Origin of the sequence: Paractinoplanes hotanensis (assembly GCF_023717965.1) — a bacterium.
Lineage (GTDB): Bacteria > Actinomycetota > Actinomycetes > Mycobacteriales > Micromonosporaceae > Actinoplanes > Actinoplanes polyasparticus.
In genome coordinates this window covers 1-25544 of sequence record NZ_JAMQOL010000009.1, presented here as the reverse complement: position 1 = coordinate 25544, position 25544 = coordinate 1, and the positions used below count along the sequence as shown (strand labels likewise).

The window sequence follows — 25544 nt, the reverse complement described above, 5'->3', positions numbered from 1 at the left end:
TGCCCCGCGGAGGGCTCAGTTCACCGCGATGTCGTCGGAGCACACGGTGCTCGTGTTGCCGCCGGACTTGAGGTGCAGCTGGACGCTCACGGCGCCGGCGGGAACGGCGGCGTCGACGGCGAGTAGCTCCGGTGGGCGGGGCGCCGGGGAGCGGTACGGTGCGCCTGTGGTGTCGACCTATCCGCCGCTGAACCTGCGGGTGTGCACCCCGCGGGTCACGCTCGCGGCTGCGACCGATGAGCTGCTGGAACGGCTGGTGCCGGTCGTGCGGGCGGGCGTGGTCGTCGAGGGGCAGCCGTTGCCGTTCGACGATCCGATGTCGCTCTACGAGCAGAGCCCGGACCGCGAGTGGAGCTGGATGCGCCGGGTCTGGTCGGGGCGGTCGAGGGTCAGCGCCGAGTTCTGGCGGCTCTACTTCGTGGTCTGCGCCGACGGCGAGCCGCTGGGCATGCAGGACCTGGTCGGCCGCGACTTCGCCGCCGTCGGCACGGTGACGACGTTCTCGTGGCTGGCGCCGGGCGTCCGCGGCCGCGGGCTGGGCAAGGAGGCGCGGGCGGCGATCCTGCATCTCGCCTTCGAGGGGTTCGGTGCCCGCGAGGCCGGCACCGACGCGTTCGCCGACAATCACGCGTCCAACCGGGTTTCCGAGGCGCTCGGCTACACCCGCAACGGCACCGACTGGGCCACCCGCCGGGGTGAGCCGGCCGAACTGTTCCGCTGGCGGATGACCCGGGAGGAGTGGCTGACCCGGCGACGCACCGACATCGAGCTGTCGGGCGTCGCCGAGTGCAGGCCGGTTCTCGGTCTCTGACTCGCGCGTCAGGCCACGGTGGCCGGGAAGCGCTGCCAGACGCGGTGCTTGGCCAGCAGCGGCTGGAGTTCCGTCAGGGCGGTGGCGGCGGAGTCTGCGGCGATGACGCCGGGCGTGCCGGCCAGGCCGGTCTGCTCGAGCACCGTGACTCCCGCGCCCCAGGCGCCGATGGCCTTGGCGTGGCGCCAGGCCTCCTCGATCAGCAGGGTGACCCGCGGGTCGACCGCGGGCGAGGAGGGCGCGCCGGCCTTGGCGTCGCGGGCGGGCAGCGCGTCGGTGGCCGGAGCGGGCGCGCCGGCCAGCAGGATCGCGTCGAACTCGATGGAGCGGGCCGTGGCGAACGTGCGCTGGACCGTGACGCCGTCGACCACGCCGCCGTGTGGGGCGATCACCAGCGGGACCATGCCGGCGGCGAAGACGGCCGTGCGGACCTCGTCGACACCGTCCAGGCCGGCTGCCGGGTCGACGACGATGCCGATCAGGCGGCCGTCGGCCGGCCACTCGCCGCCGATCTGCGACAGCGCGGGGCTGGGCTCGACCTCCGCGTCGAACGGGACCGTCGGCGCCGGCACGGGCAGGCCGAGACCGGTGGCCACCTGCTCGCACAGCACCGGGTCGATGTTGGCCAGGCACTGCACCTGACGTTCCTTGATGGCCTGCTCGTAGCACTTGGCCAGCTCGAACGTGTACGCCCGGACGATGTGCTCCTTCTCGACCGGGCTCATGCTGCGCCAGAACAGCCGCACCTGGCTGTAGTGGTCGTCGAACGAGACCGGGTTCTCCCGCACCTTGGTCGACTCGGCCACGCGTACGGGGATGTCTACGAAGCCGGTGTCCGTCGTGAACGGGTTGCCGCCGTCCAGCGAGTTCGGCCGGTACGGGGCGACGCCGCCGTGCACGGCGTGCTGGTGCAGGCCGTCGCGGAGCATGTCGTTGACCGGAGCGTGCGGGCGGTTGATCGGGATCTGCGAGAAGTTGGGCCCGCCCAGACGGGTGAGCTGCGTGTCGACGTACGAGAAGAGCCGCCCCTGCAGCAGCGGGTCGTTGGTCACGTCGATGCCGGGCGGCAGGTGACCGAGGTGGAACGCGACCTGCTCGACCTCGGCGTGGAAGTTGGTCGGCACCCCGTTGAGCACCAGCCTGCCGACCGGCTGCACCGGCGCGAGCTCCTCGGGGACGATCTTGGTCGGGTCGAGCAGGTCGATGCCGGCGAACGTCTCGTCCTCGGTGTCGGGGAAGACCTGCAGGCCCAGCTCCCACTCGGGGAACGCGCCGGCCTCGATCGAGTCGTACAGGTCGCGGCGGTGGAAGTCGGGGTCGACGCCGCCGGCGATCTGCGCCTCCTCCCAATCGAGGGAGTGCACGCCGAGCTTGGGCTTCCAGTGGAACTTGGCCAGCACGGTCGCGCCGGCCTCGTTGATCAGCCGGAACGTGTGGACGCCGAAGCCCTCCATGTGCCGGTACGAGCGGGGGATGCCCCGGTCGGACATGTTCCACATGGTGTGATGCTGGGCCTCGGTGTGCAGCGAGACGAAGTCCCAGAACGTGTCGTGCGCGCTCTGCGCCTGCGGGATCTCGCGGTCGGGGTGCCACTTGCCGGCGTGGATGATGTCCGGGAACTTGATGGCGTCCTGGATGAAGAACACCGGGATGTTGTTGCCGACCAGGTCGAAGGTGCCCTCGTCAGTGTAGAACTTCGTGGCGAAACCGCGCGTGTCGCGGACGGTGTCGGCCGAGCCGCGCGAGCCGAGCACGGTCGAGAAGCGTACGAAGACCTGGGTCTGTTTGCCCTTGGCCAGGAACCCGGCCTTCGTCACGTCAGTAGCGGTTCCGTACGCGGTGAAGAGCCCGTGCGCGCCGGCGCCCCGGGCATGCACGACCCGCTCCGGGATCCGCTCGTGGTCGAAGTGCGTGATCTTCTCGCGGAAGTGGTGGTCCTGCAGCAGGATCGGCCCGCGCGGCCCGGCCTTGAGCGAGTGGTCGGTGTCGCGCAGGCGGGCACCCTGCGACGTCGTCAGGTAGGCGCCCTGCTGGCTCTTGCTGATCTTGGGAGCACCGGTCGCGGCGCCGGTCGGCGTCACGGTTTCGGGCGCGTCCTGCTCGCTCTTGGGCGGCAGGGGCTCGATGGGCGTGGTCGGCTCGTCCAACGTCGGCGTACCGCTGCCCGGCGAGCCCGGGATGCGATCGCCGGGCGTCGTCACCTTCTCCACGGCATCCTTGATCTTCTTGACGGGCTTGCTGGCGTCCATCAGTCGGCACTCCTCCGCATCGGTTGCTGCGAGGCAACGGCTACCCGGCGCGGAGGCGGGCAAACTAGAACGGATCAGGAAAATGGCGCGGGGCCGGTCGAGTCGCGGACCACCAGCGTGTGACCGGTCGACCGGCGCCGGGGCCGGGCCGCCGCGGGCCGCAGGGCCAGCGCGAGCGCCATCTTGCCCATGTCGGTCATGGGCAGGCGGATGGTGGTGAGGCTGGGCGCGAGGTCCGCCGCCACGGACACGTCGTCGAAACCGACAACCGACATTCTTTCCGGTACGGGAACGCCGTGCGCCCGCAGCGTCGAGAGCACGCCGATGGCCATCGCGTCGTTCAGCGCGATGATCGCCGTCGTCTCCGGATGATCGCGGAGGATCTGCTCCGTCGCGGCCACCCCGCCGTCCCGGGTGAAGTCGGTGTGCACGACCGGCAGCTCGCTCATCGACAGGCCGGCTTCGCGCACGGCGCGCGCGACACCGCCCATCCGGTCGACGACGGTGTTCAGGTCGGCGCTGCCCGACGCGATCGCTATGCGCCGGTGGCCCAGTTCGAGCAGGTGCCGCCCGAGGGCGAGCCCCCCGGCCTCGTTGTCCGGCAGCACCGCGTCGACCCCCAGCGTGTGGCGCCCGATCACCGCGACGCGCCCGCCACCGCGTACGAAACCGGAAAGCTCTTCCCGGGCCGCCGTCTCGTGCCTGGCATCGGCGAAACCCGAGCCGGCGACGATGATGATGCGGACCCGCTGGTTGATGAGGTGGCGGATCTGGCGCAGCTCGTGCTCGGGGTCGCGGCCGGAATGGCAGATCTGCACGAGCAGGCCCTGCTCGTCGGCGACCCGGATGACGCCGCCGGCGATCTCGGAGAAGTACGGGTCGTCGACCTGGTGCACGACCAGCCCCACGGTCGAGCTGGCCCCGCCGGCCAGAGTGCGGGCGTACGGGTTGGCGACGTACCCCATCTCCTCGGAGATCTGCCGGATGCGCGCCGCCACCTCCTCGCTCACGCCGTCGCGCCCGGCCAGCGCGCGGGAGGCAGTGGCGAGCGAGACGCCGGCACGCTCGGCGATGTCGACGAGGCGCAACCTCACGCCGGGCTTGGGCATGCGTCCACTCTCCACGAGTCGTCGCGGGACGTGATCACCAGGCCGGGGGATCACCGGTATTACTGCAAATAAGTTTCCGGGGTGTTGCAAGTCACGCATCGATCACTTTAGGCTACGTAAGCGCTTTCGCAAGCGCTTACGTCCCGGCAAAGGAGCAGCGAGGATGCGTTCACCCGCGAGACGTACAACCTGGGCCATCGCGCTCAGCGCAACACTTTTCCTCGCCGCGTGCGGCGGAGGCGATGACGAGGGCGGCGGTGAGAAGTCCGGCGATCCGATCGTCGTGGGCATCTCGCTGCCGCTGACCGGCGACTTCTCCGAGCCCGGCAAGGGCGTCCAGGAGGGGTACGAGGCCTGGGCCAAGATCACCAATGACAAGGGTGGGCTGCTCGGCCGGCAGATCGAGCTGAAGATCCTCGATGACCAGTCGAACGCGGACCGGGTCGTCGCCGATTACGAGCAACTCATCGGCAGCGACCAGGTCGACCTGGTCGTCGGCCCGTTCTCGACCCGCCTGGTGGTGCCCTCGGCCCGGGTCGCGCAGGAGTACGGCATGCTGTTCGTCGAGCCTGCCGGCGCCGCCGCCGAGGTGTTCAATCAGGGCTTCAAGAACCTGTTCTACGCGGCCCCGGCGGTCGCCGACGACCATTACAATCACCTCGTCGAATACCTGCTGGCGCTGCCGGCCGGGCAGAAACCGACGAGCGTGGCGTACGCGGCCATGGACGACCCGTTCGCGCAGGGCACCGCGTACGGGCTGAAGAAGAAGCTCGAGGCGGGCGGCATCAAGACGGTCGTCGACGAGGTCTACCCGCCCAACACCACGGACTTCGGCAGCATCGCGGCCAAGATCGCGGCGGCCAAGCCCGACATGGTGGTCGGCGGCTCGCAGTACCAGGACGGGGTCAACCTGATCGTGGCCCTGCAACAGCTCGACTACCAGCCCAAGCTGGCCGCGTTCTCGACCGCCCCGACCAACCCCGAGTTCGACAAGGCGATCGGCAACAAGACCGAGGGCATCCTGTCGCCCACGGGCTACAGCCAGGACGCGCCGTACGCGAGCAACAAGGAGTTCGTCGAGAAGTTCACCGCGCAGTTCGGCAAGGCGCCCGAGGAGGACCAGGCCAACGGCTACACGACCGGGCAGGTGGTCGGGGCCGCGGTGCAGGCCGCCGGCTGCGCCGAGCAGGGCGAGTGCCAGCAGAAGCTGATCGACTGGCTGCACAGCAACACGGTCGACACCGTCGTCGGCCCGCTGAAGTGGGACGCCACCGGCAAGCCGCAGGGCGCCCACATGATTCAGCAGTGGATCGGCAACGACATCAAGATCGTGCTGCCGGCCGACGCCAAGGAGGCGGACATGGTCTACCCGAAGCCGGCCTGGTGATCCGCTGATGCCCTCCGGCGCGCTGCTGTTACAGAGCATCATCCTCGGTCTGCTCCTCGGCGGGCTGTACGCCCTGCTCGCCGCGGGTCTGACCCTCTACTTCGGCACCATGCGGGTGGTGATGATCGCCCACTCGGCGTTCCTCATCCTGGCGGCGTATCTGGCCTGGTGGACCAACGACAGGCTGGGCATCGACCCGCTGCTGTCGATGGTGGTGACCGTGCCGCTGTTCTTCGGCGCGGGGGTGCTGCTGCAGCGCGGCCTGTTGTCGCGGTTGCGCCCGGTGACTCTCACGATGATGTCGGTGCTGATCACGTTCGCGATCGCCCTCATCATCGAGGGGCTTCTGGGGTACGCCTTCTCGGGCACCCAGCGGCGCATCCAGCTCGGCTACGGCACCGAGAGCTTCAACCTGTTCGGCGCCCGGGTGGCCGTGGTCAAGCTGATCGCCTTCGTGCTGGCGGCGGTCTCGCTGGCCGGGCTGTACGTGCTGATGAAGCGCACCCAGTTCGGCTGGGCGCTGCGAGCGACCATCCAGCACCGGGACGCGGCCCGGCTGGTCGGCATCGACACCGAGCGGACGGCCGGCTTCGGCTTCGGGCTGGGGCTGGCCACCGCCGCGGTGGGCGGCACGGCGCTGTCGCTCGACACCACCATCTATCCGTCGCTGCACTGGCACTGGATCGGGCCGCTGATGGCCATCATCGTGGTCGGCGGTCTGGGCAGCGTGCCCGGCGCCGCGGCGGCCGCGCTGGTGCTCGGGCTGGCCCAGAGCCTGCTGCAGATCCCGATGGGCGCCACGTGGGCCCAGACCGTGTTCTACGTGGCGCTCTTCGCCACCCTGGCCGTCCGGCCACAGGGATTCTTCGGAGGCCGCCTTGCCCAACGCTTCTGACGCCGCCCCGCCCCCGAGCCAAGCTCCATCGCCGGGCGGCGCGCAAGCGAGCGCGAACGCTCAGGCTCGTGGCGCTGCGGTTACGAGCAGCGGTGACCAAACGAGCAGTAACACTCAGGCTCCTGCGCTTGCTGGTACGAGCAGCGGTGAACAAACGAGCAGCAACACTCAGGCTCCCGCGCTTGCTGATACGAGCAGCGGTGACCAGACGAGCAGTAACGCGCAGGCTCGTGGGGCTGCCGGGACGAGCAGCGGTAATCAAACGAGCAGTGACGCTCAACAAACACGCGGTTCCGGTGCGTCTCTGAACGCTCCCGGCAAGTGGCTGCCGCTCGGGGCGACCGCGGTGCTGATCGCGGCGATCCTCGTGTTTCCGAGTCTGGCTCCCAACCCGTACATCCTGTCGTCCGGCGTGATCGTCCTGAACTGGGCCGTGCTGGCCACCGCCTGGAATTTCGTCGGCGGCTTCACCGGTTACATCTCGCTCGGCCACGGGGCGCTCGCGGGGCTCGGCGGCTATGCGACCGGACTGCTCATCACCAAAGCCGACATCCCGAGCTTCGTGGCGCTCATTCTGGCCGCGGTGATCGTCGCGGCGCTCGCTGTGCCGATCGGGTTCGCCGCGTTGCGCGTTCGTGGCGCTTCGTTCGTCATCGTGTCCATCGCGCTCGTGCTCATCCTGTTGCTCGTCTTCCAGAGCTGGTCGTCGGTCACCGGCGGCTCGCGCGGCCTGGTCGTGCCCCGGCCGTTCCCGGGCATGCTGCGGCCTGAACACCATCGCGCGTTCTTCTTCCTCTACGGCGGCCTGCTGATCCTGGCGCTGGCGACGTGGTGGCTGCTCGACCGTTCCCGCTTCGGCATGGGGCTCAAGGCGATCCGCGAGGACGAGGACAAGGCCGAGTCGCTCGGGACGCCGACCTTCGCGTACAAGCTGACAGTCTTCGTGGTCTCGGCTGCCTTCACGGCGCTGGCCGGCGGGCTGTACGCGCTGTGGTTCGGCGACCTCGACCCGGTCTTCCAGTTCTCGGTGCTGACCGGCTCGTACATCGTGCTCATGGCGCTGCTCGGCGGCGTCCGCAACCTGTTCGGGCCGGTGCTCGGCGCGATCGTCGTGGGCATCGCGCTCGAGTACTTCAAGGTCGAGTTCGGCAGCACGCCGCTGCACCTGGTCACCACCGGCCTCCTACTCGGCCTGGTCGTGCTGTTCATGCCGGACGGTGTGATCCCGTCCGTCACCGGCCTCGTCCAGCGCCTGCGGAAGCGCGAGCAGAGCTCGATCCGCGAGTTCACCGCGGCCGACCTGGCCGAACAACGCAAACGCGACCGCGAGGGGGCGAGCTCGTGACGTCGAAGACCAAACGCTCACCCGAGCGTCGGGATGTGCTCGCGGCGCTCAGGACGGCTCGTGCGCGTGAGCGTGAGCGTGCGGACATGTTCGCGGGGCCCAGGGTGGACCGGCGGCTCGAACGCGAAGGAGTCAGGTCGTGACGCTGGAAACGCGTGGGCTGCGGAAGGCCTTCGGTGGGGTGGTCGCCATCGACGGGGCCGACGTCCAGTTTCAGCCGGGCAAGGTGAACGCGCTGATCGGGCCGAACGGCAGCGGGAAGACGACGTTCTTCAACTGCGTCACCGGCATGATCAGGCCCGACAGCGGGTCGGTCCTCTTCGGTGACCGGGATCTGACCGGGAGGGCGCCCCACGTCGTGGCGCGGGCGGGTGTCGGTCGCACTTTTCAGCTCTGTCGCGTCTTTCCGCGCATGACGGCTGTCGAGAATGTGCTCGCGGCTGTCCGTCCTGGCGGTTTGCTGCACGGTTTGCGCAGCGCGCGCCGGCAGGACGAAACCGAACGCGCATATGGTTGGCTCACCCGGCTCGGCATCGAGCACCTCGCCGGCGCCGAGGCCCGGAACATGTCGTGGGGGCAGCAGAAGCTGCTCGAGCTGGCCGGCGTGCTGATGGCCGAGCCGAGGACGATCCTGCTCGACGAGCCGGCCGGCGGCGTCAACCCGGCCCTGCTCGATCGGATCGGCACGCTGGTCCGCGAACTGAACGCCGAGGGCCGCACGTTTGTGATCGTCGAGCACAACATGGACCTCGTCATGAGCATCAGCGACCACATCGTGGTGTTCGATCGCGGGCGGCCGATCGCGGCGGGTCCGCCGGCCGAGGTCCGCGCCGACGAACGAGTGCTGGGGGCCTACCTTGGTGTCTGAGATCGAACTCGTCGACGTCCAGGCCGGGTACGGCCGGGCCGCACCCGTGCTGCGCGGCTTCAGCGTGTCGGTTCCGGCCGGGTCGGTGGTCTGCCTCGTCGGCCCGAACGGGGCGGGCAAGTCCACCGTGCTCAAGGTCGCCAGTGGTCTGCTCAGCCCGCGCTCCGGCCGGGTCATGGTCGGCGGCAAGGACCTCACCGGCGCCGGCCCGCAGAAGATGCTCGCCGAAGGCGTGGCGCTGGTGCTGCAGGGCCACAGCGTGTTCCGCGAGATGACCGTCGAGGAGAACGTGCTGCTCGGCGGCTACACCCTCAACGACAAAGCCGCCAAGTCCCGGCGCGCGAAGTTCGTACAAGAGCTGTTCCCCGTGGTGGGGGAGCGGTGGCGCTCGTTGGCCGGGCTGCTCTCGGGCGGACAGCAGAAGCAGGTCGAGTTCGCGCGTTCGCTCATGGTCGATCCCAAGGTCGTGCTGCTCGACGAGCCGTCCATGGGCCTCGACCCCAAGGCCACCAGCACCATCTTCGAACAGGTCGCGCGGATGCGCGACGCCGGGACGGCGGTGCTGCTGGTGGAGCAGAACGCCCGGCGCGCGCTGCAGACCGCCGATCTCGGGTGCGTGCTCGACCTCGGGCGCGTGCACATCTCCGGACCGGCGGCCGACCTGCTGGCCGACCCCCAGCTCGGGGAGCTCTACCTCGGCGGCCGTCCCGCCGAAAAGCCACCTGTCCCGTAACGAGAGGTGCGTTCCATGCGAAGAACCGGACGCGTCGCCGTGGCTGCCGCCGCTGTCCTGGCGGCCACCGCGGCTGCGGCACCCGTCTCGGCCGGCAACCGCTTCGGCCCGGACATCGTCCATCCCTCCCTGCGGCCGAATCTGGTCGCCTACTACGACTTCGACCACCCGCTGCGCGGCGACCCCGCGCTCGAACAGGACCAGGGCCGATCCAGCACCGAGATCGAACTGGTCAACGGCGGGACCGCCATGCGGGTCGCCGACCGCGCCTATCCCGGGGGTGGGCGCGTTCTTCAGACCCGGCAGGTCAACCCGGGCGTGACGGGCAACGACGACTGGAAGGCGGGCATCTACTCGGCCGGCGGGGTGCGTACGTTGCGCCCGTTCAGCAACGCCGAGGGCGCCACCGTGATGGGCTGGTTCAAGCGCTCGATGGACGGCCCGGCCGCCGGCTTCAACGCGATCGGCCTGGCCGGGGTGCTGACCGGCGACTCCGACGGTCATGCCGTACGGGCTCTGCTCGAGCTCATCGACGTCAACGGAGAGCTCAAGCTGGTCGCGCTCGGCCGCCGCATCGACGGCGGGAACTCGCAGACGTTCGCCGCGAACGAGGACTGGCGCACGCTGCTGCCCAAGGACAAATGGACGCACCTGACCGCCACGTTCGACTTCACCCGGGGCACGATGGCGTTGTACCGCAACGGCCGGGCGGTGCCGGGCTTCTACACCCGCACCGACGACCCTTGGCTGATCAACGGCCCCGGCCCGCACGTCACCAGCGCGGCCGACGCCCGCGGCATCAAGATCGGCGGGAGCTTCCCGCAGAACACGCTCGAACGCAATCCGTGCGACTGCCGGATGGACGCACTGATGTTCCTCGACCGCTCGCTCTCCCCCCGCGAGGTCGCGAACCAGTTCCGCCTCTTCTAGGAGTCTCGATGCGCAGACTGGCCGTAGTCGCCGCCGGTGCGGTGCTATTGTCCACATTGGTCGGTGTCCCGGCGTATGCCGCCGACCCGGCCCCCATCTACGACCCGGTTCCCACCGAGCCGGTCACCTCGAAGCTCGGCCTCGTCCTGACCGAGTACGCGCAGTTCCCCAAGAGCGAGACCAACCCGCCGCTGATCGACCCGCGGCTCAACCGGGTGGCCCGGATCAACACCATCATGGAGCTGCCGGACGGCTCCGGCCGGCGCGCGGTGCCCGACCTCAACGGCAACCTCTACATCGTCAAGAACGGCGTGCCCAGCGTCTATCTGGACGTGGCCGCCACCTTCGCGCCCCAGTTCTTCTCGGGCCGGGGGCTCGGGCAGGGCTTCGGCTATGTCGCGTTCCACCCCGACTTCAAGCGCACCGGCCAGTTCTACACGATCCACACCGAGCAGGCCGCGCTGACCACGGCCGTGCCCGACTACGCGCAGACCACCGTGCTGTTCCACGGCGTCATCAACGAGTGGAAGGCCACGAACCCGGCCGCCGACACGTTCGCGGGCACCCGCCGCGAGCTGTTGCGCGTGGGCTTCGGCGGGCAGATCCACGGCATCCAGGAAATCAACTTCAACCCGACCGCACGCAAGGGCACCGCCGAGTACGGCAAGCTCTATGTCGCCGTGGGCGACGGCGGTCAAGGCGTGAACAACACCGATCCGCAGAACCTGGCCCTCCCGCACGGCAAACTGCTGCGCATCGACCCGGCCGGCACCAACTCGCCCAACGGGAAGTACGGCATCCCGCGCGACAACCCGTTCGCCGGGCAGACCGGCACGGCGGGCGAGATCTACTCGTACGGGTATCGGGACCCGCACCGCTTCAGCTGGGACCGGGCCACCGGCAAGCTCTACCTCGGGCACATCGGCGAGCACGCCATCGAGGCCGTCTACGAGGTGCGGGCCGGCGACAACATGGGCTGGAGCGAGCGCGAAGGGGCGTTCGTCTTCGACAAGACCCCGGCGACGCCCTGCGATCGGCTGTTCCCGCTGCCCGCCGATGACGCCGGCTACGTCTATCCCGTCGCGGCGTACGACCACAACCCGGCGCCCGGCTGGAACTGCACCTCCGACGTGGGCGTCGCGGTGGCGGGCGGCTTCGTCTACCGCGGCCAGGACGTGCCGGCGTTGCGCGGCAAGTACGTCTTCGGCGACCTGGTCGACGGGCGCGTGCTCTACACCGAGGCCTCGGAGATGCGGCGCGGCCGCTCACCGGCGACCATCCACCGGCTGAACCTGTTCACGCCGGCCGGCATCCCGGTGCGGATGCAGGACCTCTCCGGCCCCGGCGCGCCCGGTGACCCGAACCGGGTCGACCTGCGCTTCGGCACGGACGCCCGGGGCGAGCTCTACATCCTGGCCAAGGCGAATGGCAAGATCTGGAAGGTGACCGGAACCAGGACCTTCGCCGCAGCCTCCGCCGGACCGGTCCGGATCGCGCCCGCTGCTCGGGCGGCGAACTGGGCGCCCGTCACCCCGGCCAAGTGGCAGTTCACCAACGGCCAGGTGATCCTGGCCGAGGCGGGCAGCCAGCGCCCCGGCCCGCGCCGCCCGTTCGAGTACGCGGTGCTGACCGCCGGCCCGGTCTTCTCATCCGTGGACATCCGCGCCCAGGTCCGCCTGGACGAGCCGGTGTCTCTGACCAACCGCGACGTGATCATCGTGTTCGGCTACCGGTCGGACACGGAGTTCTACTACGCGCATCTCTCCACCGACAACACGATCCTGCCCCACAACGGCATCTTCAAGGTCGACAACGCCGACCGCGAGCGCATCGACTACCAGTGGAACGGGCGCTCCCGCGGAGCCAACCCCGCCATCGTCGACGAGCGCTGGCACGACGTACGGGTGAAGCACCTGCCGGCGACGGGCGAGATCGCGGTCTACGTCGACGGTTCGCGCGACCCCCTGATGACGGCCCGCGACACGACGTTCACGTCGGGACGGGTCGGCTTCGGTTCGTTCGACAACCGCGGCCGCCTGCGCAACCTGACAGTGAACGGAACGCCCGCGGCGTAACCCCGATCGACGACGGGCCGGCGCTCCATCGAGGAGCGTCGGCCCAATGTCGTTTCGGGCAGGGTTCCGTGTCAGCCGGCGGGCGGCGCGGCTGCCGTCGCGGGCTCGCCTGCGGTGCCGTTCAGCGTGGTGTCGGTGCCGGTGAGGTCGACGCCGGTGACATTCGGGCTCTCGTCGGCGGCCGTGCCGGTCGTGGCGGCAGCTCCGGTGTCGGTCGCGGCGGGCGCTGCCATGTTGGTCGCGGCGGGAGCGGTCGTGCTGGTCGCCGCGGGCGCTGCCGTGTCGGTCGTGGCCGTAGCTGTCGTGTCGGCCGCCGGCGCAGCCGTGTCCGTCGTGGTGGGGGCTGCGGTGTCGGTCGTGGTGGGGGCTGCGGTGTCGGTCGCCGCTGGCGCTGCCGTGTCCGTCGTGGTGGTACCTCCCGTGTCGGTCGCGGCGGGCGCTGCCGTGTCGGTCGTGGTGGGAGCTGCCGTGTCGGTCGCCGCCGGCGCTGTGGTGTCTGTCGTGAGGGGACCTGCCGTGTCGGTCGCACCGGGCGCCGTATCGGTCGTGGCGGGAGCCTGCGTGGTGGGAGCTGCCGTGTCGGCCGGGGCGGCTGTTCCCGTCGGGCTGGTCGTGTCACCCGGCGTGGCCGGGGCGGTCGGGCTGGTCGTGTCTGCTGGCGTGGCCGGGGCGGTCGGGCTGGTCGTGTCTGCTGGCGTGGCCGGGGCGGTCGGGCCCGCCGGGTTCGGCGTTGTGGTGGGGCTGGTGGCCGGATCGCCGGAGCCGGGCTGGGGTGCGCCCGCCTGGTTGCCGCCGGTCTGCGTTTCCCCCGGCTGCGGAGCGTCCGGCGCCGGAGAGCCCGTGGAAGTCCCGGGTGCCGGTTGGCCGGCGGGAGTGCCGGGCTGCGGGGCGGTGGGGCCCTGGTCGTCGGGTGGCCAGCCGGTCTGGCCGCCGCCGGATGGGGGCGGGCTCATCGGCCAGCCCATCATCGGGGGCAGGCCCTCCAGGCTGCCGAGGATGATCACGACGACGTTGGGGACGTCGTGGGTCGTCGGCCGGCTGCCCGTCCAGGCGCCCTGGGCGGGGGCGCTGGGGTCCGGCTCGGCGGCGAGTGCCGCGGCGGCGGGGCCCAGGGCCAGAACGGCTCCGGCCAGCAGGCCCGCGCCGGCGGTGAGCCGGCTGTTCTTCTTGCGCATTTCCTTGGTCCTTCCCAGTTTCGGCTTGCTCGGGTCCGCAACAGCTCAGCACGTGAATGCGGGCGGGAAGGGCCGTTCGGCGCTATTCGACGGCGATTTCCGCGAACTCCGGAAAGCCCGAATGGGCTGCGGTTTCGCGGGTACACGAAAGGGCTTCCAGGCTCGCGATTCGTACATCTGTGGCTCGACCTCGCGCTCGGCCGGAAAGGGGAATCACCGCCGTTTTAGCCGTCGGAGTGTGACGTCTGTAATGGACGGCGCGCGATGGGCGGTGTTTCCCCTTTCGGCGCCGGGGTACCTCGCATCCGGATCGGATGTGGCCGACCGGCCGCGGCCGGCCGGTGTGGCGGGAAGAGGACCGGATGGCCTGGATCGACGAGGTACGCGAGCGGGCTCGGGCCCGGCTGGAGCAGGCACGTCTGGGGGCGCAGCCGCCGCCGTTCGCGGGCGATGCGGTCGCCGCGGCCACTCCCGTCGTCATGGTCGACGCGTCGCCGCGCGACGAGGACGGCCTGCCGCGTGCTGTCCGGGTGGCCGGCGCGTGGTCCTGGCGGATCGTGCTGTTCTTCGCCGTCGGCTGGCTGATGTTGCAGGTGATCGCCCGGCTCGACCTGGTGATCATCCCGGTCGTCGTGGCCGTTCTGCTGGCGGCGATGTTCCAGCCCGTAGCGGCCTGGCTGAGCCGTCGCGGCATGGGGCGGTCGCTGTCGGCCGCGCTGGTGCTGATCACCGCGCTGATCGTGGTCTTCGGCGGGCTCGGCCTGATCATCAACACGTTCGTCTCGCAGCTCGACACGCTGAGCTCGCAGGTCGGCGACGGTGTGCGTCAGGTGCAGGACTGGCTGGCCCGCGGTCCACTGCACCTGTCGCAGGATCAGATCAACAACGCGATCGCCGAGGCCCAGACCGCCATCACCTCGAACCGAGGGGCGCTGACTTCGGGCGCGGTGACCACCGCGACGACGATCGGCGAGGTCGGCACGGGCTTCTTCCTGACCCTGTTCACGCTGTTCTTCTTCCTGCGCGACGGCGACCAGATCTGGCGTTTCCTGTGCCGCCTGTTGCCGCGCGGCGCGCGCCTGCCGACCGCCCGTGCCGGCCACTACGCGTGGCACACGCTGGTGTCGTACGTGCATGCGACCGTCCTGGTCGCGTTCGTCGACGCGATCGGCATCGGGATCGGCCTGTTCGCCCTGCAGGTGCCGCTTGCCCTGCCGCTGGCCGCGCTGGTCTTCCTGGGCGCGTTCATCCCGGTGGTCGGCGCCACGATCAGCGGCGCCGTCGCCTGTCTGGTCGCGCTGGTCACGGTCGGCCCGGTCAAGGCGCTGATCCTGCTGGGCGTGGTCATCGCCGTGCAACAGCTGGAGGGCCACGTCCTCCAGCCGCTCATCATGGGCCGTGCCGTGGCTCTGCACCCGTTGGCCGTCATCCTGGCCATCGCGGCCGGCGTGGTGCTGGCCGGCATCGTGGGCGGCCTGATCGCCGTACCGCTGCTGGCCGTCCTCAACACCGCCGTGCGGTACCTGTTCGCCCACCCCGGCGGCGAGCCCACCCCCGACCGCGAACCACCGGGCACCGCGGATCCCGACGAGGCCGACGACAAGCCCTCGACAGCCGAGCTCGACCGCGACCCGGCCACCCCGCCCTCGGCCGGCACCAGCCTGCAGAAGCCGGGGTAGCTCAGCGCAGGCGGTCGGCGAGGTCGGTGCGGCCGATCTCGTCGAGTGCCCCCGGCAGCTCGCCGAGGCGTTCGCGTACCTCGAGCCAGGTCCACAGCGAGCGGGGTTCGTCGCCGCGGGTGAACCGGTAGACGTCGAACGGCGGCACGCCGAGCAGATCGGCCAGGTCGTGCCAGTCGTAGATCAGCGCCCGCAGCACGTCGACCTTGGCCGCGCCCGGAAAGGCGGGCGCGCCCGGGGAGGCGACCGCGGCCGGGGCCGGAAGCAGTGCGCCCAACAGCGCGAACAGGACGTCGGCGGAGGCGCGGGCGGCGAACTCCTTGAACCGGTCGTCCTTGTTGAGGTCGGCGTGGTCCATCACACCCTTGGCGACCAGCCAGTGCGGCACGTGGCGCTGATGGGCCACCGTGGCGATGGTCGCCGCCTCCATCTCGAGACCCAGCAGCTTGCGTACGCCCATCGAGCGCAGGTGATTCCAGACCTCCTCGTCCCGCTGCACCGCGCTGCCGCTGGCCATCGGCCCGGCGAGCACAGCGAACGGGAGCCGGTCGGGACCGTCGATGTCGCGGGCCAGCTGGTGCCGCACGGTCGTGCCGCCGGCCGGGGTCAGCGCCAGCTCGCCGTCGGCGAAGGTGACCAGCCCGGCCGCGGCCCACTTCTCGAGCCGGTGGGCCCAGGCGCCGCGCGGGAAGTACCGCTCGCGGGCCGGGTGGACGCGCGGATCCTGGCCCTGCAGCAGGCGTTCGAGCAGCCACACCCGGGACGATTCCTCGGTGGCCGGACCGTAGCTGGGCAGCCCGGCCGGATCGAACTCCTGAGCGGCGCGGATCCAGCGCGTGTCCTGCGGATACTGCTGATGGTCGCCCTGGAAGCCGTCGGCCGTCCGCAGGCCCTCGTCGTACTCGTAGGCGGCGGTCGCCACGATCACGTCGCCCGGCGCGCACTCGGCCGGGTTGCCCGCGCACACGCCGCTCATGGCCAGGCAACGCGGCTTCAGCACGTCGGTGAGGGTGGTCGCGAGCGGGCCGGTGACGCGCGAGCCCATCCGGACCGGCCGGGCCAGCGCCACCGTGAGCCCGCCGAACTCGCCGGCCAGATAGGGCACGGAGCCGGCGGACTGAGTCCGCCACCCGGTGCCGCCGAGGCGATTGCCGGCCGCCTCGGCGGCTTCGAGCTCGCGGGGGAGCGCGGTGATGATCAGGGCGTCGATCGTCATCGAGTCTCCGCTTCCTCTCACGGGCCCGGCCACGGGGCCGCCACCCCGTGGCCGGCACCAGCATCCCGGTGCGACCTACCGTTTTCCTACCCGTGCCGGTCGGTGCGCAGGATCGGCGGGTTCAGGCGGGTCGCCCCGCCCGCTCGGTAGAGGGCCGCCGGGCGGCCCACCTCGGGCATCCGCTTGCCGCCGGTCGGTTCCACGAAGCCCTCGGTGCCGAGCACCTTGCGGTTGAAGTTGCGCGGGTCGAGCGGCTGTCCCCACACCACCTCGTAGACGTTGCGCAGGTCGCCGATGGTGAAGTCGGCGCCGCAGAAGGCCGTGGCCAGGGTCGTGAACTCGAGCCGGGTGCGGGCGCGCTCGACGGCGTCGGCCAGGATGCGGTCGTGGTCGAAGGCGAGGCCGGTGGCTCGAGCGACCGGGGTCCAGCCGGCGGTGCTGGCGTCCGAGCCGGCGGTCGGCAGCGGCAGGTTCGGCATCATCGCCAGGTAGGCCACGCTGACGATCCGCCCGCGCGGGTCACGGTCCGGTTCCCCGTACGCCTCGACCTGCTCCAGATGCAGCCCGCGCCCGTCGAGCCCGGTCTCCTCGTGCAGCTCCCGCACGGCCGCGCCGACCAGGTCCTCCCCCTCGCGCAGGAAGCCGCCGGGCAGGGCCGCCTGCCCCCGGAAGGGCTTGTTGGCGCGGGTGATGGTGAGGACCTGGAGCGCGTCGTCGCGCACCGTGAGAATCACCAGGTCGACCGCGAGCCGCAGATAGAGATGATCCCGTTCCGGCATGATCCGAGCCTAGTGAAATTGTCCTGCTGACACAAAGACCGGGCGGCCCGCGGCCCAGATCTGGTCGAACTCGGCCTGGAAGTGCTGGTACCAGGTGTGGTCGCGGCCCGGGGCCAGGGCCAGCGCCGGTTCCCGCCCGCCGGACGTGTGCGAGTAGATGTCGACGTGCAGGCGGCCGTGCGGCTGGTGGACGTCGACGGCCAGCAGGCCGATCGCCGGCACGAAGTCGAGCAGGCGCACCTCGGCCCGGCCCGGGCCGGGCAGCGCGGCCAGTGCGGCGGCCAGGTCGAGCGTGGGCTGAAGGCGGTGGGCGAAGATCTCGGCCGTGCCGGGGGCGGTGCTGCGCCGGGCGGCCTCGTCCAGCACGTCGCCGCGCGGGTCGATGACGGCGATGCGGACCGTGCCGCCGCGCCGGACGCAGTCGCGCAGTTCGACGGCGTGGTTGCGGACCGTGCGGTTCAGCGTGACGCCGATCAGGCCGATCTCCCACGCGTGGGTCAGGTCCACGTCGAGTCCGGACGTGGACGTCGTCAGCAGCCGGTCGGCCGACGGCGGCTCGGCCAGGCTCCGGGTGAGGTCGGCCAGGCCGTGCATCTGGAAGCGCGCGGTGACCGAGCCGGCGGCCAGCACGCCCAGCGTGGCCAGGGTCGCGCCGGCCAGCACGGACGAGCCTGCGAGGTCGAGCATGCCCAGCACGCCCACGACGAGCGCCACGGCCGCGGTGAGGACGAGGTCGAGGGAGCGCCAGAGTCGCATGGGGGTCTCCGTTCTGTTCGGTGTCCGGTTGCTGTACCCAGCGTAGTCGTATTACTGTCAAACTGACAATAATTATGCCAACCAATCATCACTCGGCGCGGCGATGGCGTCACCGACCGCTCTGCTCCTACGGTGGCGGTTCGGGGATCGCGTGGGGTCGACTCTGGGGAACGGCACATGATCTTTCGCATTCTCGGGGACCTCGAGGTGCGCCCGCCCGGCGGCGGTCCCGTCGTGCTGCCCGGTGGGCACCACCTGTCGGTGCTCGCGGCCCTGCTGATCAGGGCGAATCAGCAACTGTCCACAGCCGAGCTGTTGCGGGCCGGCTGGGGCGATCCCGAGGTCAGCCCGGCTCAGCTGCACAAGGCGATCTCGGCGTTGCGCCGCCTGGTCGAGCAGGCCGGTTCGCCCGGGGCGATCAAGACCCACAACCGTTTCGGGTACGAGTTGAAGGCCGTGCCCGGCGAGCTCGACCTGCTCCAGTTCCTCCGCCACGTCGAGCGGGCCGACGCCGCCCGGCGCGACCAGAGGATCCCGGACGAGATCGAGCACCTGCGGGCGGCGATCCGGCTCTGGCGCGGCAGCACGCCACTGGCCAATGTGCCCGACGCCCCCTTCGCGGGCGACATCGCGGCCCTGCGCAGCCGTCGGAAGCGTTCGGCCGTACGGCTTTTCACGCTGGAGCACACGCGTGGCGAGCACGCCGCGATCCTCGACGACCTCACCCAGTTCGCCGCCGAGGACCCGGCCGACGGCGAGCTGTGCCGGCTGCTGATGCTCTCGCTCTATCTCAGCGGCCACGCGGCCGAGGCCATGGCCGCGCTCGAGCGGCACGAGGAGGCGGTCGACGGCGGGGCGGCCAAGGAGCTGCGCAAGCTCGGCTATTCGATGGCCATGCACAACGACGAGGCGGTGGCCCGCGCCGACGACGCGACCTCCCGGGTCCCGCGCGAGGTGCCGTTGCCGCGGCAGCTGCCGCCCGCTCCGGCGTCGTTCGTCGGCCGCGAAGACCTGCTGGCCGAGCTCGGCCGGCTGTTGCGCGACCGCCGCCGTACGGTCGTGGTGATCTCGGGACCGGGCGGCATGGGCAAGACCGCCCTGGCCCTGCGGGCCGCCCACGACGCGGCCGATCAGTTCACCGGCGGGCAGCTCTGGGCCGACCTGCGCGGCAGCTCCGACCAGCCGGTCGACCCGGGGGAGGTGCTGGCCGAGTTCCTGCGGGCGCTGGGCGAGACGGCCGTGCCCGAGAGCCGTCGCGAGCGGACCGGGTTGTTCCGCACCCTGGCCGCCGGCCGCAAGCTGCTGATCGTGCTGGACGACGCCGGCTCGGTGGCGCAGATCCGCGACCTGCTTCCCGGCGGAGGCGCCTCGATCGTGCTGGTCACCGCGCGGCGCCGGCTGCCCGGCATCGACGCCGCCGTTCACCACGTCCGCACCCTGCAGGCGCTCGACCACGGCACCGCCGCGGCGCTGTTCCGCAATGTCGTCGCGACCGCCCAGGTCGACGTCAGCGGCGAGCGGGAGGCGGTCGAGGGCGTCGTCCGGCTCTGCGGCGGTCTGCCCCTGGCCCTGCGGATCGCCGCTCAGATGCGGGTCGAGGACTTCCACCGCCCGACCGCCGAGCTGCTGCGGCGCCTGCGCGAGCAGGGCCCGGCTGCGTTCCGGCACGGCGACGAGAGCCTCGCCCGCACGCTCGGCGCCGGGCTGGCCCCGCTCGACGAGCTCGCTCGCCGCCTCTTCCTCGGGCTCGGCCTGCTCGCTCAGCCCACCTTCGGCGAGTGGACGGCGGCTGCCCTGCTGGCCGAGCCCGGCCCGGCCGCCGGCTCCGCGCTGGCCCGGCTCGCGCTGGTCGGGCTGGTCGATCCGGTCCACCCCGGCGCCCGGTACGGCTTCCACGACCTCACCCGCGACTACGCCCGCGACCGCGCGCGGGCCGAGCTGACACCTCCCGGCGAGCACGCCGAGGCGCCGGCGCGGGTGTGCCGGGCGCTGCTCACCCTGACCCGCCGAGCCCACGAGGCCGTCTACGGCGGGCGGTTCGACGTGATTCACAGCGACGAGCCGGACGTCGCCGTGCCGGCCTCCGAAGTGGACGCTGTGACCTCGGATCCGCGCGCGTGGTTCGAGATCGAGCGGCTCAACATTCGGGCCGCGGTCGGTCAGGCGGCAGCGCTCGGGCTGACCGGGGTCTGCTGGGACCTGGCCGTGTCGGCGCACGAGTTCTACGCCCTGGGCCAGTACTTCGACGACTGGCGGGTCACCCACGAGATCGCGCTGGCCGAGTGCCGGCGGGCCGGTGACCGCCGCGGCGAGGGGGTCGTGCTGGTCTCGCTCGGCCAGCCGCCGCTGGTGGCCAGTGGCAGTCCCGGTGTCTCCGGGGTGGCCGAGCTGGAGCGGGCGCAGGTGCTGCTGGCCGATGTGGGCGAGCAGCACGGCCGGGCGGTCGCCCTGCGGACGCTGGCCAACGCGCTGCGCCGCCGCGGCGAGCTGGCCCGGCCGCTGCGGCAGTTCACCGAGGCGCTCGTGCACTACCGCGAGAGCGACGACGTGGTGGGTGTGCAGCAGACCCTGCGCTTCGTCGGCCAGGCCCACCTCGACATGGGCAACCCGGCCGCGGCGGTGGCCACTCTGCGCGAGGCCGAGAGGATGGCCCGCGGGCTGGGTCAGCCCCAGGTGCTGGCGCCCACCCTCTACTGGATGGGCCACGCGTATCTCGACCTGGGCAACGGCGCGGCGGCGGAGACGGCCTTCGGCGAGGTGCTCGCGATGTTCCCGGACGGCGGCGTGGGGCACGCGTACGCGTTGCACGGCTTGGGCGCCCTGGCCCTGGCCGGTGGCGAGTTCGACGTGGCCGCGGCCCGGCTCGCGCGGGCCGCGGAGTGTGCCCGGGAGAGCGCGGATGTGTTGCTGGAGGGCCGCATCCATCTGACCGCGGCGGCGCTGGAGGGCGCCCGGGGCGTGCGCATCGAGCAGGAGGTCCTCCTGCTGCGCGCGGTCGAGTTGTTCCAGTCGCTCGGCGCGATCCATCTCGAGATCGCGGCCCAGGCGGCGCTGGCCGACGCGTACGCCTGGGGAAGCGACCAGCCGGAGGCCGAGGCCGCCGCCCGCGACCGCATCCGTGAGCTCTTGTCCAGTCTGCCGCCCGAGGACCGCCGGTACCGCTGATCCGGCATTAATGTCTCCTTGACGCGAAGCCCTGTCGTCCATTAACGTCATAGTGACAGTAAGACCTGTCGGGACGGCCGGCCGGCTCGGCGGACTTGCCGTCACCGCGCGCAACGGCACGCGTGGGGAGGGAAGGCCACCCTCCGCCGTCACCGCTCGGCCGGGCGGGACGGGCCCGCGTGCCCCTTATCCGCAACTCTCGCCATCCTTGAAAGGAAAGGTCATGCGCGCTCGTCATCGTCACTTCCTGGCCGCCCTCGTGTCGGCCGTCGCCATCGCCCTGTTCGCCCCCTCGGCCGCCTCCAGCGCCCAGGCGGTGACCTGCCCCGGCAGCACCAGCTGGGACAACATCCTCCAGCGCTGCGTCTGATCCGGCCCGCGCTCCAGGACGCGCCGGGGTCCGCACGGACCCCGGCGCTCCCGGCGGCAACGGCAGAAAACCGGAAGGCTTCGCGGTTAGCGTCCGCCGCAGCCTCTGTGTGCGGGAGGGAAAGCGTGATGACCTATTCGTTCCGGAGCCCGGGCCTGCCGCGAGTCGCGTCGCGGGTGCCGGCCGCGCCCACCGCAGTCAAGGCCGAGGTGGGCGTGCTGACCGTGCTGCCCGTCGAGATGCGGGCGGTCGTCGCCGCGCTGAAGCGGATGTACGACTACGGGGCCAGGCGCCTGGGTCCCGGGTCGCCGGTCCACGAGGCCTGGCTGCCCGACCCGCGCGGGCGGCCGGTGCGCGTCGCCGCCGTGCAAGCCCCGCGGCCGGGCCCCGAATCGGCAGCGCGGGCCTTCCGTGCTCTCATCGAGGAGTACCGGCCGGCCACGGTGGTGCTCACCGGCCTCGCCGGCGGAGTCGGGGCCCAGGTCGCGCCGGGCGACGTGGTCCTCTCCGACCGGCTGGTGACCACGCGCCTGCTCCCGGGCGCCCGCCGGGTCCAGGGCAATGCGGCCGCGGCGACTCTCGGGTACCGGCTCGACGACTTCCTCACTGCCGTCCCGCTCGTGCAGGAACGCGGCAACGGCGACTCCTTTCGGCTGCACCGCGGCCCGATCGGCTCGGGCGGCGTGCCCGTCGAGGACGCCCGGGCCGAGATCCGCCGCTGGCTGACCCAGGTCAACGACCAGGTGCTGGCGGTCGAGACCGAGGCCGTGGGCGTGGCCCGGGCGTTCTACGAGGGCGCCGGCAACGCCCGCGGGCGGCTCATCGTGCGCGGCATCGCCGACACCGCGTACCAGCGCAAGGGTGACGACCACCGCGAGTTGGCGGCCCGCCACGCGGCCGAGGTGACGGCGATGCTGGTTCCGTTCCTGCATCCCGCCCGATGACCCGCCCGAGGAGCCGTCACCTGCTAGGAAGAAGGGGAGCCGGGCACTCAGCGTATGCACAGCCGTATCTATTGAAGTACGGCTATCTACACCATAGGTTCATCAGTCACGGGGAGCGGCGGCCCGACCACGGCCACGCGTCCTCGCCGGATCACGAGCCGGATCGACGAGGAGGAACCTTTGGAGACGCACGAGCACCCGTCCGCGGTCAGCCGCAGGCGCATGCTGTCCGTCGCGCTGGGGGGAGCGGCCGCGGTCGCCCTGCCCGCACCTGCCTGGGCCGCCACCGGGCAGCGCCCCGGCGCCGCCCGGCCGCCCGCGCTGACCGGCCACGACCTCGACGTGGCCCGGCGGGTGTCGGCGGAACGCGCGCTGGCCCACCTCAAGGTGCTGTCGATCGGCATCGGGCCGCGCATCGGCGGCACGAAGTCCGAGCTGCTGGCGGCCAAGTACATCTCCGGCGTGCTCGACGTGCTCGGCTACGACGTGGAGCTCCAGCCGTTCCCGGTCGCCGACAAGTTCCTGGCCCAGCTCAGCTCGCCGCGCGGGCTGCCCACCGACCTCAACTGGCAGTGCGGCGCCTCGCCCCACGCGGCGCTCGACACCAAGGTGCGGGGCGACGTGCTCGACGCGGGCCTGGGTGGCGAGGCCGACTACCCGGCCGACGTCACCGGAAAGATCCTGCTGATCGACTACGTGGCTGCCACCCGCGAACTGGTCGTGGCCACCGCGGTCGCGCGCAGGGCGGCCGCCGTCATCTTCCTGCCGGCCGACCTGGTAGAGCCCCGCCGGGCCTCGGCCTTCAGCCCGCAGCTGCCCGGCCTGGCCGCGACACCGGCGCCGATCCCGGTCGTCGGGGTGGCCCAGGCCCAGAAACACCGGCTGCGCGCGCTGCTGGCCGCCCGCCGGCTGACGCTGACCCTGTCGACGGCGGCCCACCGCAACCTGACGTCGCACAACGTGCTCGCCAGCGCGCCGCGCCGCCGCGGTGCTCCCGCCGACGGTCCCGCGGTGATGGTGAGCGCCCACTACGACACCGTCATCGGGGCGCCCGGCGCGAATGACGACGGGTCGGGCACCGTACTGTGCCTGGAACTTGCCCGTGCCCTGCGGAAGCTGCCCACCAACGCCCAGCTGAAGTTCAGCCTGTGGGGCTCGGAGGAGCAGGGCCTGATCGGCTCGCGCTACTACGTGGCTCAGCTGCCGCAGGCCGAGCGGGACAGGATCCTCGCCGTCTACCAGAACGACATGGTGGCGACCAGTTGGGACCCGGCGACCCGGTACTGGGTGCTCTCGTTCGACGGCCTGGCCAACCGGGCGACCGACGGGGTGGCCGCGGCGGCCGAACGCCTCGGCTACACCCCGCGGATCTCGCCGGTCACCCTGCGCGGCTCCAGCGACCACCAGAGCTTCCAGGAGGTCGGCATCGCCTCCGCGAACTTCTCGTGGCGCGGCGAGGAGTCGCCGGCGCTGCTCGAACCGCCGTACCACAGCCCCGAGGACACCATCGCCAAGAACATCAGCCTCGAGCGCCTGCAGGTCTCGCTCGAACTGATCGGCTCGGCCGCGTACGCGACCGCGACCGCCTAGTTCCCCACCGATGCCCCGCCGCCGCTGCGCTCGGCCAACGCGCGCAGCAGCGGCGGGGCGTCGTGCTTGCCGAGGATGACCTCGACGAAGGTGACGTGGACGGTGCCGCGGTACTCGGCGCCGAGTTGCCTGGAGGTGGCAGGCTTTGGTCGTGCTGTTGACGCGTGCCGTCCGGATGCTGCCGCTGGCCTGCGTCGTCGCGGCGTTCCAGATGGTCGTCTTCACCACGGTCGCTGGTCTCATCCGGCCCGGCTATGACCCGAGCCGCAACTGGATCAGCCAGTTGTCGCTGGGCCCCGGCGGTTGGCTCGCCGACGTGAACCTCGTCCTCTGCGGGCTGTGGCTCCTGATCGGCGCCGCCGGGCTCGGGCACGGGTTGTCTCATCCGCGTCCGTCGTGGACGGGTGTGGGGCGGACGGCTGTCTCTCAGGGTGGGCTCGCGTTGCCCGTGGGGCGGGCGGTTGGTCTGTGGGGTGGGCTCGACCGGGCGGGGCGATGGGCGGCGGGGCTGATCGGCTGGTGTGGCGCCTGCCTGATTGTGCTGGCGGGGGTGCGTACCGACGCGGGGATCGGTTATCCGCCGGGTGTGCCGGCCACACATACGACGGTCGGGCTGGTTCATCAACTGGTGGCGGTCACGCTCGGGGTGGCCGGCGTCGCGGCGGCGGCGCTGCTCGGGCGGGCCACTCGACGACCGTACGCGGGGATGGTGGTTGCCCTGGTCATGGCGGTCACGTTCGTTGCCGCCAGCGTGTTGGTCGTGCTCGATGACGCGGGGGTGTGGCCGGGGAACCCCAGTGGGCTGCTCGAGCGGGTCGCGCTGTTCGTGGGGCTGGGCTGGATCGGGCTGGTCGGGCTCGAGGTGACGGTCAGAGGCGGGCCATCGGGTTCTTCCGCGAGCGCACCCGCCGACCCGAACGAAGATGAAACAGCAGGCGCAGCAACGGAAACAGCACCAGCAGCAGGCGCGCGGTGAGCCAGGCCCGAACGAGGGAACCGCGCGGCACGACCGGCCGGTGGGCGCTGTAACCGGCCTCGCTCATCAACAGGTAGTGCCGGTAATCGCGGTAGCGGTCGGCGATGCGCCGCACCGACGTGGCGGCTCGCAACCTCGATGCGCCGGCCCGCGCGGTTGGCGTGAGTGCCGCCAGCTGCGGTCTCGCGGTGGCTGGGACGCTTGCCAGGGCCTGGGCGTCGTGGTCGCCGTTGCTGCCGCCGGTTGCGGTCGTTTTGTGCCGGCGGCTGACCAGGCTAGCGGCGCCGTGGTTGGCGTGAGTGCCGCCAGCTGCGGTCTCCCGGTGGCTGGGCGGCTCACCAGGCCCTGGGCGTCGTGGTCGCCGTTGCTGCAGCCAGATGCGGTCGTTTTGCGGGCGAGCGGCGCCGTGGTCGGCCTAGTAGTGCTCCGTCATGATCTAGAAACCGTTTCGCGGTTGGGTCGTTGGTTCGAGCATGGTGGATGTGCAGGAGT

Annotated in this window: 20 protein-coding genes; 14 read left to right on the top strand and 6 right to left on the bottom strand. The window is 71.5% G+C overall.

The features are described 5' to 3' along the window. Positions 1–166 precede the first annotated feature (166 nt). Positions 167–811 carry a GNAT family N-acetyltransferase gene (locus LXN57_RS07885; protein WP_251797353.1) on the top strand — a complete coding sequence of 215 codons (645 nt, stop codon included), beginning with the start codon at positions 167–169 and terminating at the stop codon, positions 809–811. A gap of 8 nt (positions 812–819) precedes the next feature. Here the strand turns inward: LXN57_RS07885 and LXN57_RS07880 are convergent, their stop codons facing one another. Beyond that, positions 820–3060 (bottom strand): catalase, encoded by a 2241-nt coding sequence (locus LXN57_RS07880; RefSeq protein WP_251797352.1) that lies wholly within the window; start codon positions 3058–3060, stop codon positions 820–822. A gap of 74 nt (positions 3061–3134) precedes the next feature. Further along, on the bottom strand, positions 3135–4169 hold the full coding sequence (locus LXN57_RS07875; protein WP_251797351.1) for a LacI family DNA-binding transcriptional regulator: 1035 nt from the start codon (positions 4167–4169) through the stop codon (positions 3135–3137). Positions 4170–4332: 163 nt separating this feature from the next. Between LXN57_RS07875 and LXN57_RS07870 the strand changes: the two genes are divergently transcribed. The 7 genes from LXN57_RS07870 (at position 4333) to LXN57_RS07840 (ending at position 12402) form a co-directional block, all read left to right on the top strand. Further along, positions 4333–5556, top strand: a complete 1224-nt coding sequence (locus tag LXN57_RS07870) for an amino acid ABC transporter substrate-binding protein (RefSeq protein WP_251797350.1) — start codon at positions 4333–4335, stop codon at positions 5554–5556. A 7-nt stretch (positions 5557–5563) separates the two neighbouring features. Next, positions 5564–6451: a branched-chain amino acid ABC transporter permease gene (locus LXN57_RS07865; RefSeq protein WP_251797349.1), complete on the top strand. Its 888-nt coding sequence runs from the start codon at positions 5564–5566 to the stop codon at positions 6449–6451. A gap of 346 nt (positions 6452–6797) precedes the next feature. Further along, a complete protein-coding gene (locus tag LXN57_RS07860; protein WP_251797348.1) occupies positions 6798–7796 on the top strand; it encodes a branched-chain amino acid ABC transporter permease in 999 nt (332 codons plus the stop codon). Between the two features lie 139 nt (positions 7797–7935). Beyond that, entirely contained in the window at positions 7936–8664 is a 729-nt protein-coding gene (locus tag LXN57_RS07855) for an ABC transporter ATP-binding protein (RefSeq protein ID WP_251797347.1), read from the top strand. Continuing rightward, positions 8657–9397 (top strand): ABC transporter ATP-binding protein, encoded by a 741-nt coding sequence (locus LXN57_RS07850; RefSeq protein WP_251797346.1) that lies wholly within the window; start codon positions 8657–8659, stop codon positions 9395–9397. Before LXN57_RS07855 ends, LXN57_RS07850 begins: the two co-directional genes overlap by 8 nt. Positions 9398–9412: 15 nt before the next feature. Beyond that, entirely contained in the window at positions 9413–10327 is a 915-nt protein-coding gene (locus tag LXN57_RS07845; RefSeq protein ID WP_251797345.1) for a LamG-like jellyroll fold domain-containing protein, read from the top strand. Between the two features lie 8 nt (positions 10328–10335). Next, a complete protein-coding gene (locus LXN57_RS07840; RefSeq protein ID WP_251797344.1) occupies positions 10336–12402 on the top strand; it encodes a PQQ-dependent sugar dehydrogenase in 2067 nt (688 codons plus the stop codon). Between the two features lie 71 nt (positions 12403–12473). On the opposite strand, the gene LXN57_RS07835 is transcribed toward LXN57_RS07840, so the two are convergent. Beyond that, positions 12474–13577, bottom strand: a complete 1104-nt coding sequence (locus LXN57_RS07835; protein WP_251797343.1) for a hypothetical protein — start codon at positions 13575–13577, stop codon at positions 12474–12476. A gap of 362 nt (positions 13578–13939) precedes the next feature. Between LXN57_RS07835 and LXN57_RS07830 the strand changes: the two genes are divergently transcribed. Next, positions 13940–15256 (top strand): AI-2E family transporter, encoded by a 1317-nt coding sequence (locus LXN57_RS07830; RefSeq protein ID WP_251797342.1) that lies wholly within the window; start codon positions 13940–13942, stop codon positions 15254–15256. Between the two features lies 1 nt (position 15257). Here the strand turns inward: LXN57_RS07830 and LXN57_RS07825 are convergent, their stop codons facing one another. The 3 genes from LXN57_RS07825 to LXN57_RS07815 form a co-directional block, all read right to left on the bottom strand. Next, a complete protein-coding gene (locus LXN57_RS07825) occupies positions 15258–16472 on the bottom strand; it encodes a phosphorylase family protein (RefSeq protein WP_251797341.1) in 1215 nt (404 codons plus the stop codon). Between the two features lie 86 nt (positions 16473–16558). Further along, positions 16559–17251, bottom strand: a complete 693-nt coding sequence (locus LXN57_RS07820) for an NUDIX hydrolase (protein WP_251797340.1) — start codon at positions 17249–17251, stop codon at positions 16559–16561. Positions 17252–17260: 9 nt separating this feature from the next. Beyond that, entirely contained in the window at positions 17261–18007 is a 747-nt protein-coding gene (locus LXN57_RS07815) for a hypothetical protein (protein WP_251797339.1), read from the bottom strand. Positions 18008–18184: 177 nt separating this feature from the next. Between LXN57_RS07815 and LXN57_RS07810 the strand changes: the two genes are divergently transcribed. The 5 genes from LXN57_RS07810 to LXN57_RS07790 all read left to right on the top strand — a co-directional run bounded on the left by LXN57_RS07810 (position 18185) and on the right by LXN57_RS07790 (position 25052). Further along, on the top strand, positions 18185–21172 hold the full coding sequence (locus LXN57_RS07810) for an AfsR/SARP family transcriptional regulator (protein WP_251797338.1): 2988 nt from the start codon (positions 18185–18187) through the stop codon (positions 21170–21172). A gap of 223 nt (positions 21173–21395) precedes the next feature. Then, the gene (locus tag LXN57_RS07805) at positions 21396–21542 is read left to right on the top strand and encodes a hypothetical protein (protein ID WP_221374643.1); all 147 of its coding nucleotides are present in this window, start codon (positions 21396–21398) and stop codon (positions 21540–21542) included. A gap of 128 nt (positions 21543–21670) precedes the next feature. Beyond that, positions 21671–22486 (top strand): 5'-methylthioadenosine/S-adenosylhomocysteine nucleosidase family protein, encoded by an 816-nt coding sequence (locus LXN57_RS07800; protein WP_251797337.1) that lies wholly within the window; start codon positions 21671–21673, stop codon positions 22484–22486. 180 nt (positions 22487–22666) lie between these two features. Further along, the gene (locus LXN57_RS07795; protein WP_251797336.1) at positions 22667–24076 is read left to right on the top strand and encodes a M28 family peptidase; all 1410 of its coding nucleotides are present in this window, start codon (positions 22667–22669) and stop codon (positions 24074–24076) included. 175 nt (positions 24077–24251) lie between these two features. Beyond that, the gene (locus tag LXN57_RS07790) at positions 24252–25052 is read left to right on the top strand and encodes a DUF998 domain-containing protein (RefSeq protein ID WP_251797335.1); all 801 of its coding nucleotides are present in this window, start codon (positions 24252–24254) and stop codon (positions 25050–25052) included. The last annotated feature ends 492 nt before the right edge of the window (positions 25053–25544 follow it).

What these genes read in the sequence shown, in the direction of transcription:
- LXN57_RS07880 (WP_251797352.1), bottom strand. Translation starts at nt 3,060, where the DNA reads ATGGACGCCAGCAAGCCCGTCAAGAAGATCAAGGATGCCGTGGAGAAG.
- LXN57_RS07875 (WP_251797351.1), bottom strand. Translation starts at nt 4,169, where the DNA reads ATGCCCAAGCCCGGCGTGAGGTTGCGCCTCGTCGACATCGCCGAGCGT.
- LXN57_RS07870 (WP_251797350.1), top strand. Translation starts at nt 4,333, where the DNA reads ATGCGTTCACCCGCGAGACGTACAACCTGGGCCATCGCGCTCAGCGCA.
- LXN57_RS07865 (WP_251797349.1), top strand. Translation starts at nt 5,564, where the DNA reads ATGCCCTCCGGCGCGCTGCTGTTACAGAGCATCATCCTCGGTCTGCTC.
- LXN57_RS07845 (WP_251797345.1), top strand. Translation starts at nt 9,413, where the DNA reads ATGCGAAGAACCGGACGCGTCGCCGTGGCTGCCGCCGCTGTCCTGGCG.
- LXN57_RS07840 (WP_251797344.1), top strand. Translation starts at nt 10,336, where the DNA reads ATGCGCAGACTGGCCGTAGTCGCCGCCGGTGCGGTGCTATTGTCCACA.
- LXN57_RS07835 (WP_251797343.1), bottom strand. Translation starts at nt 13,577, where the DNA reads ATGCGCAAGAAGAACAGCCGGCTCACCGCCGGCGCGGGCCTGCTGGCC.
- LXN57_RS07830 (WP_251797342.1), top strand. Translation starts at nt 13,940, where the DNA reads ATGGCCTGGATCGACGAGGTACGCGAGCGGGCTCGGGCCCGGCTGGAG.
- LXN57_RS07825 (WP_251797341.1), bottom strand. Translation starts at nt 16,472, where the DNA reads ATGACGATCGACGCCCTGATCATCACCGCGCTCCCCCGCGAGCTCGAA.
- LXN57_RS07820 (WP_251797340.1), bottom strand. Translation starts at nt 17,251, where the DNA reads ATGCCGGAACGGGATCATCTCTATCTGCGGCTCGCGGTCGACCTGGTG.
- LXN57_RS07815 (WP_251797339.1), bottom strand. Translation starts at nt 18,007, where the DNA reads ATGCGACTCTGGCGCTCCCTCGACCTCGTCCTCACCGCGGCCGTGGCG.
- LXN57_RS07810 (WP_251797338.1), top strand. Translation starts at nt 18,185, where the DNA reads ATGATCTTTCGCATTCTCGGGGACCTCGAGGTGCGCCCGCCCGGCGGC.
- LXN57_RS07805 (WP_221374643.1), top strand. Translation starts at nt 21,396, where the DNA reads ATGCGCGCTCGTCATCGTCACTTCCTGGCCGCCCTCGTGTCGGCCGTC.
- LXN57_RS07800 (WP_251797337.1), top strand. Translation starts at nt 21,671, where the DNA reads ATGACCTATTCGTTCCGGAGCCCGGGCCTGCCGCGAGTCGCGTCGCGG.
- LXN57_RS07790 (WP_251797335.1), top strand. Translation starts at nt 24,252, where the DNA reads ATGCTGCCGCTGGCCTGCGTCGTCGCGGCGTTCCAGATGGTCGTCTTC.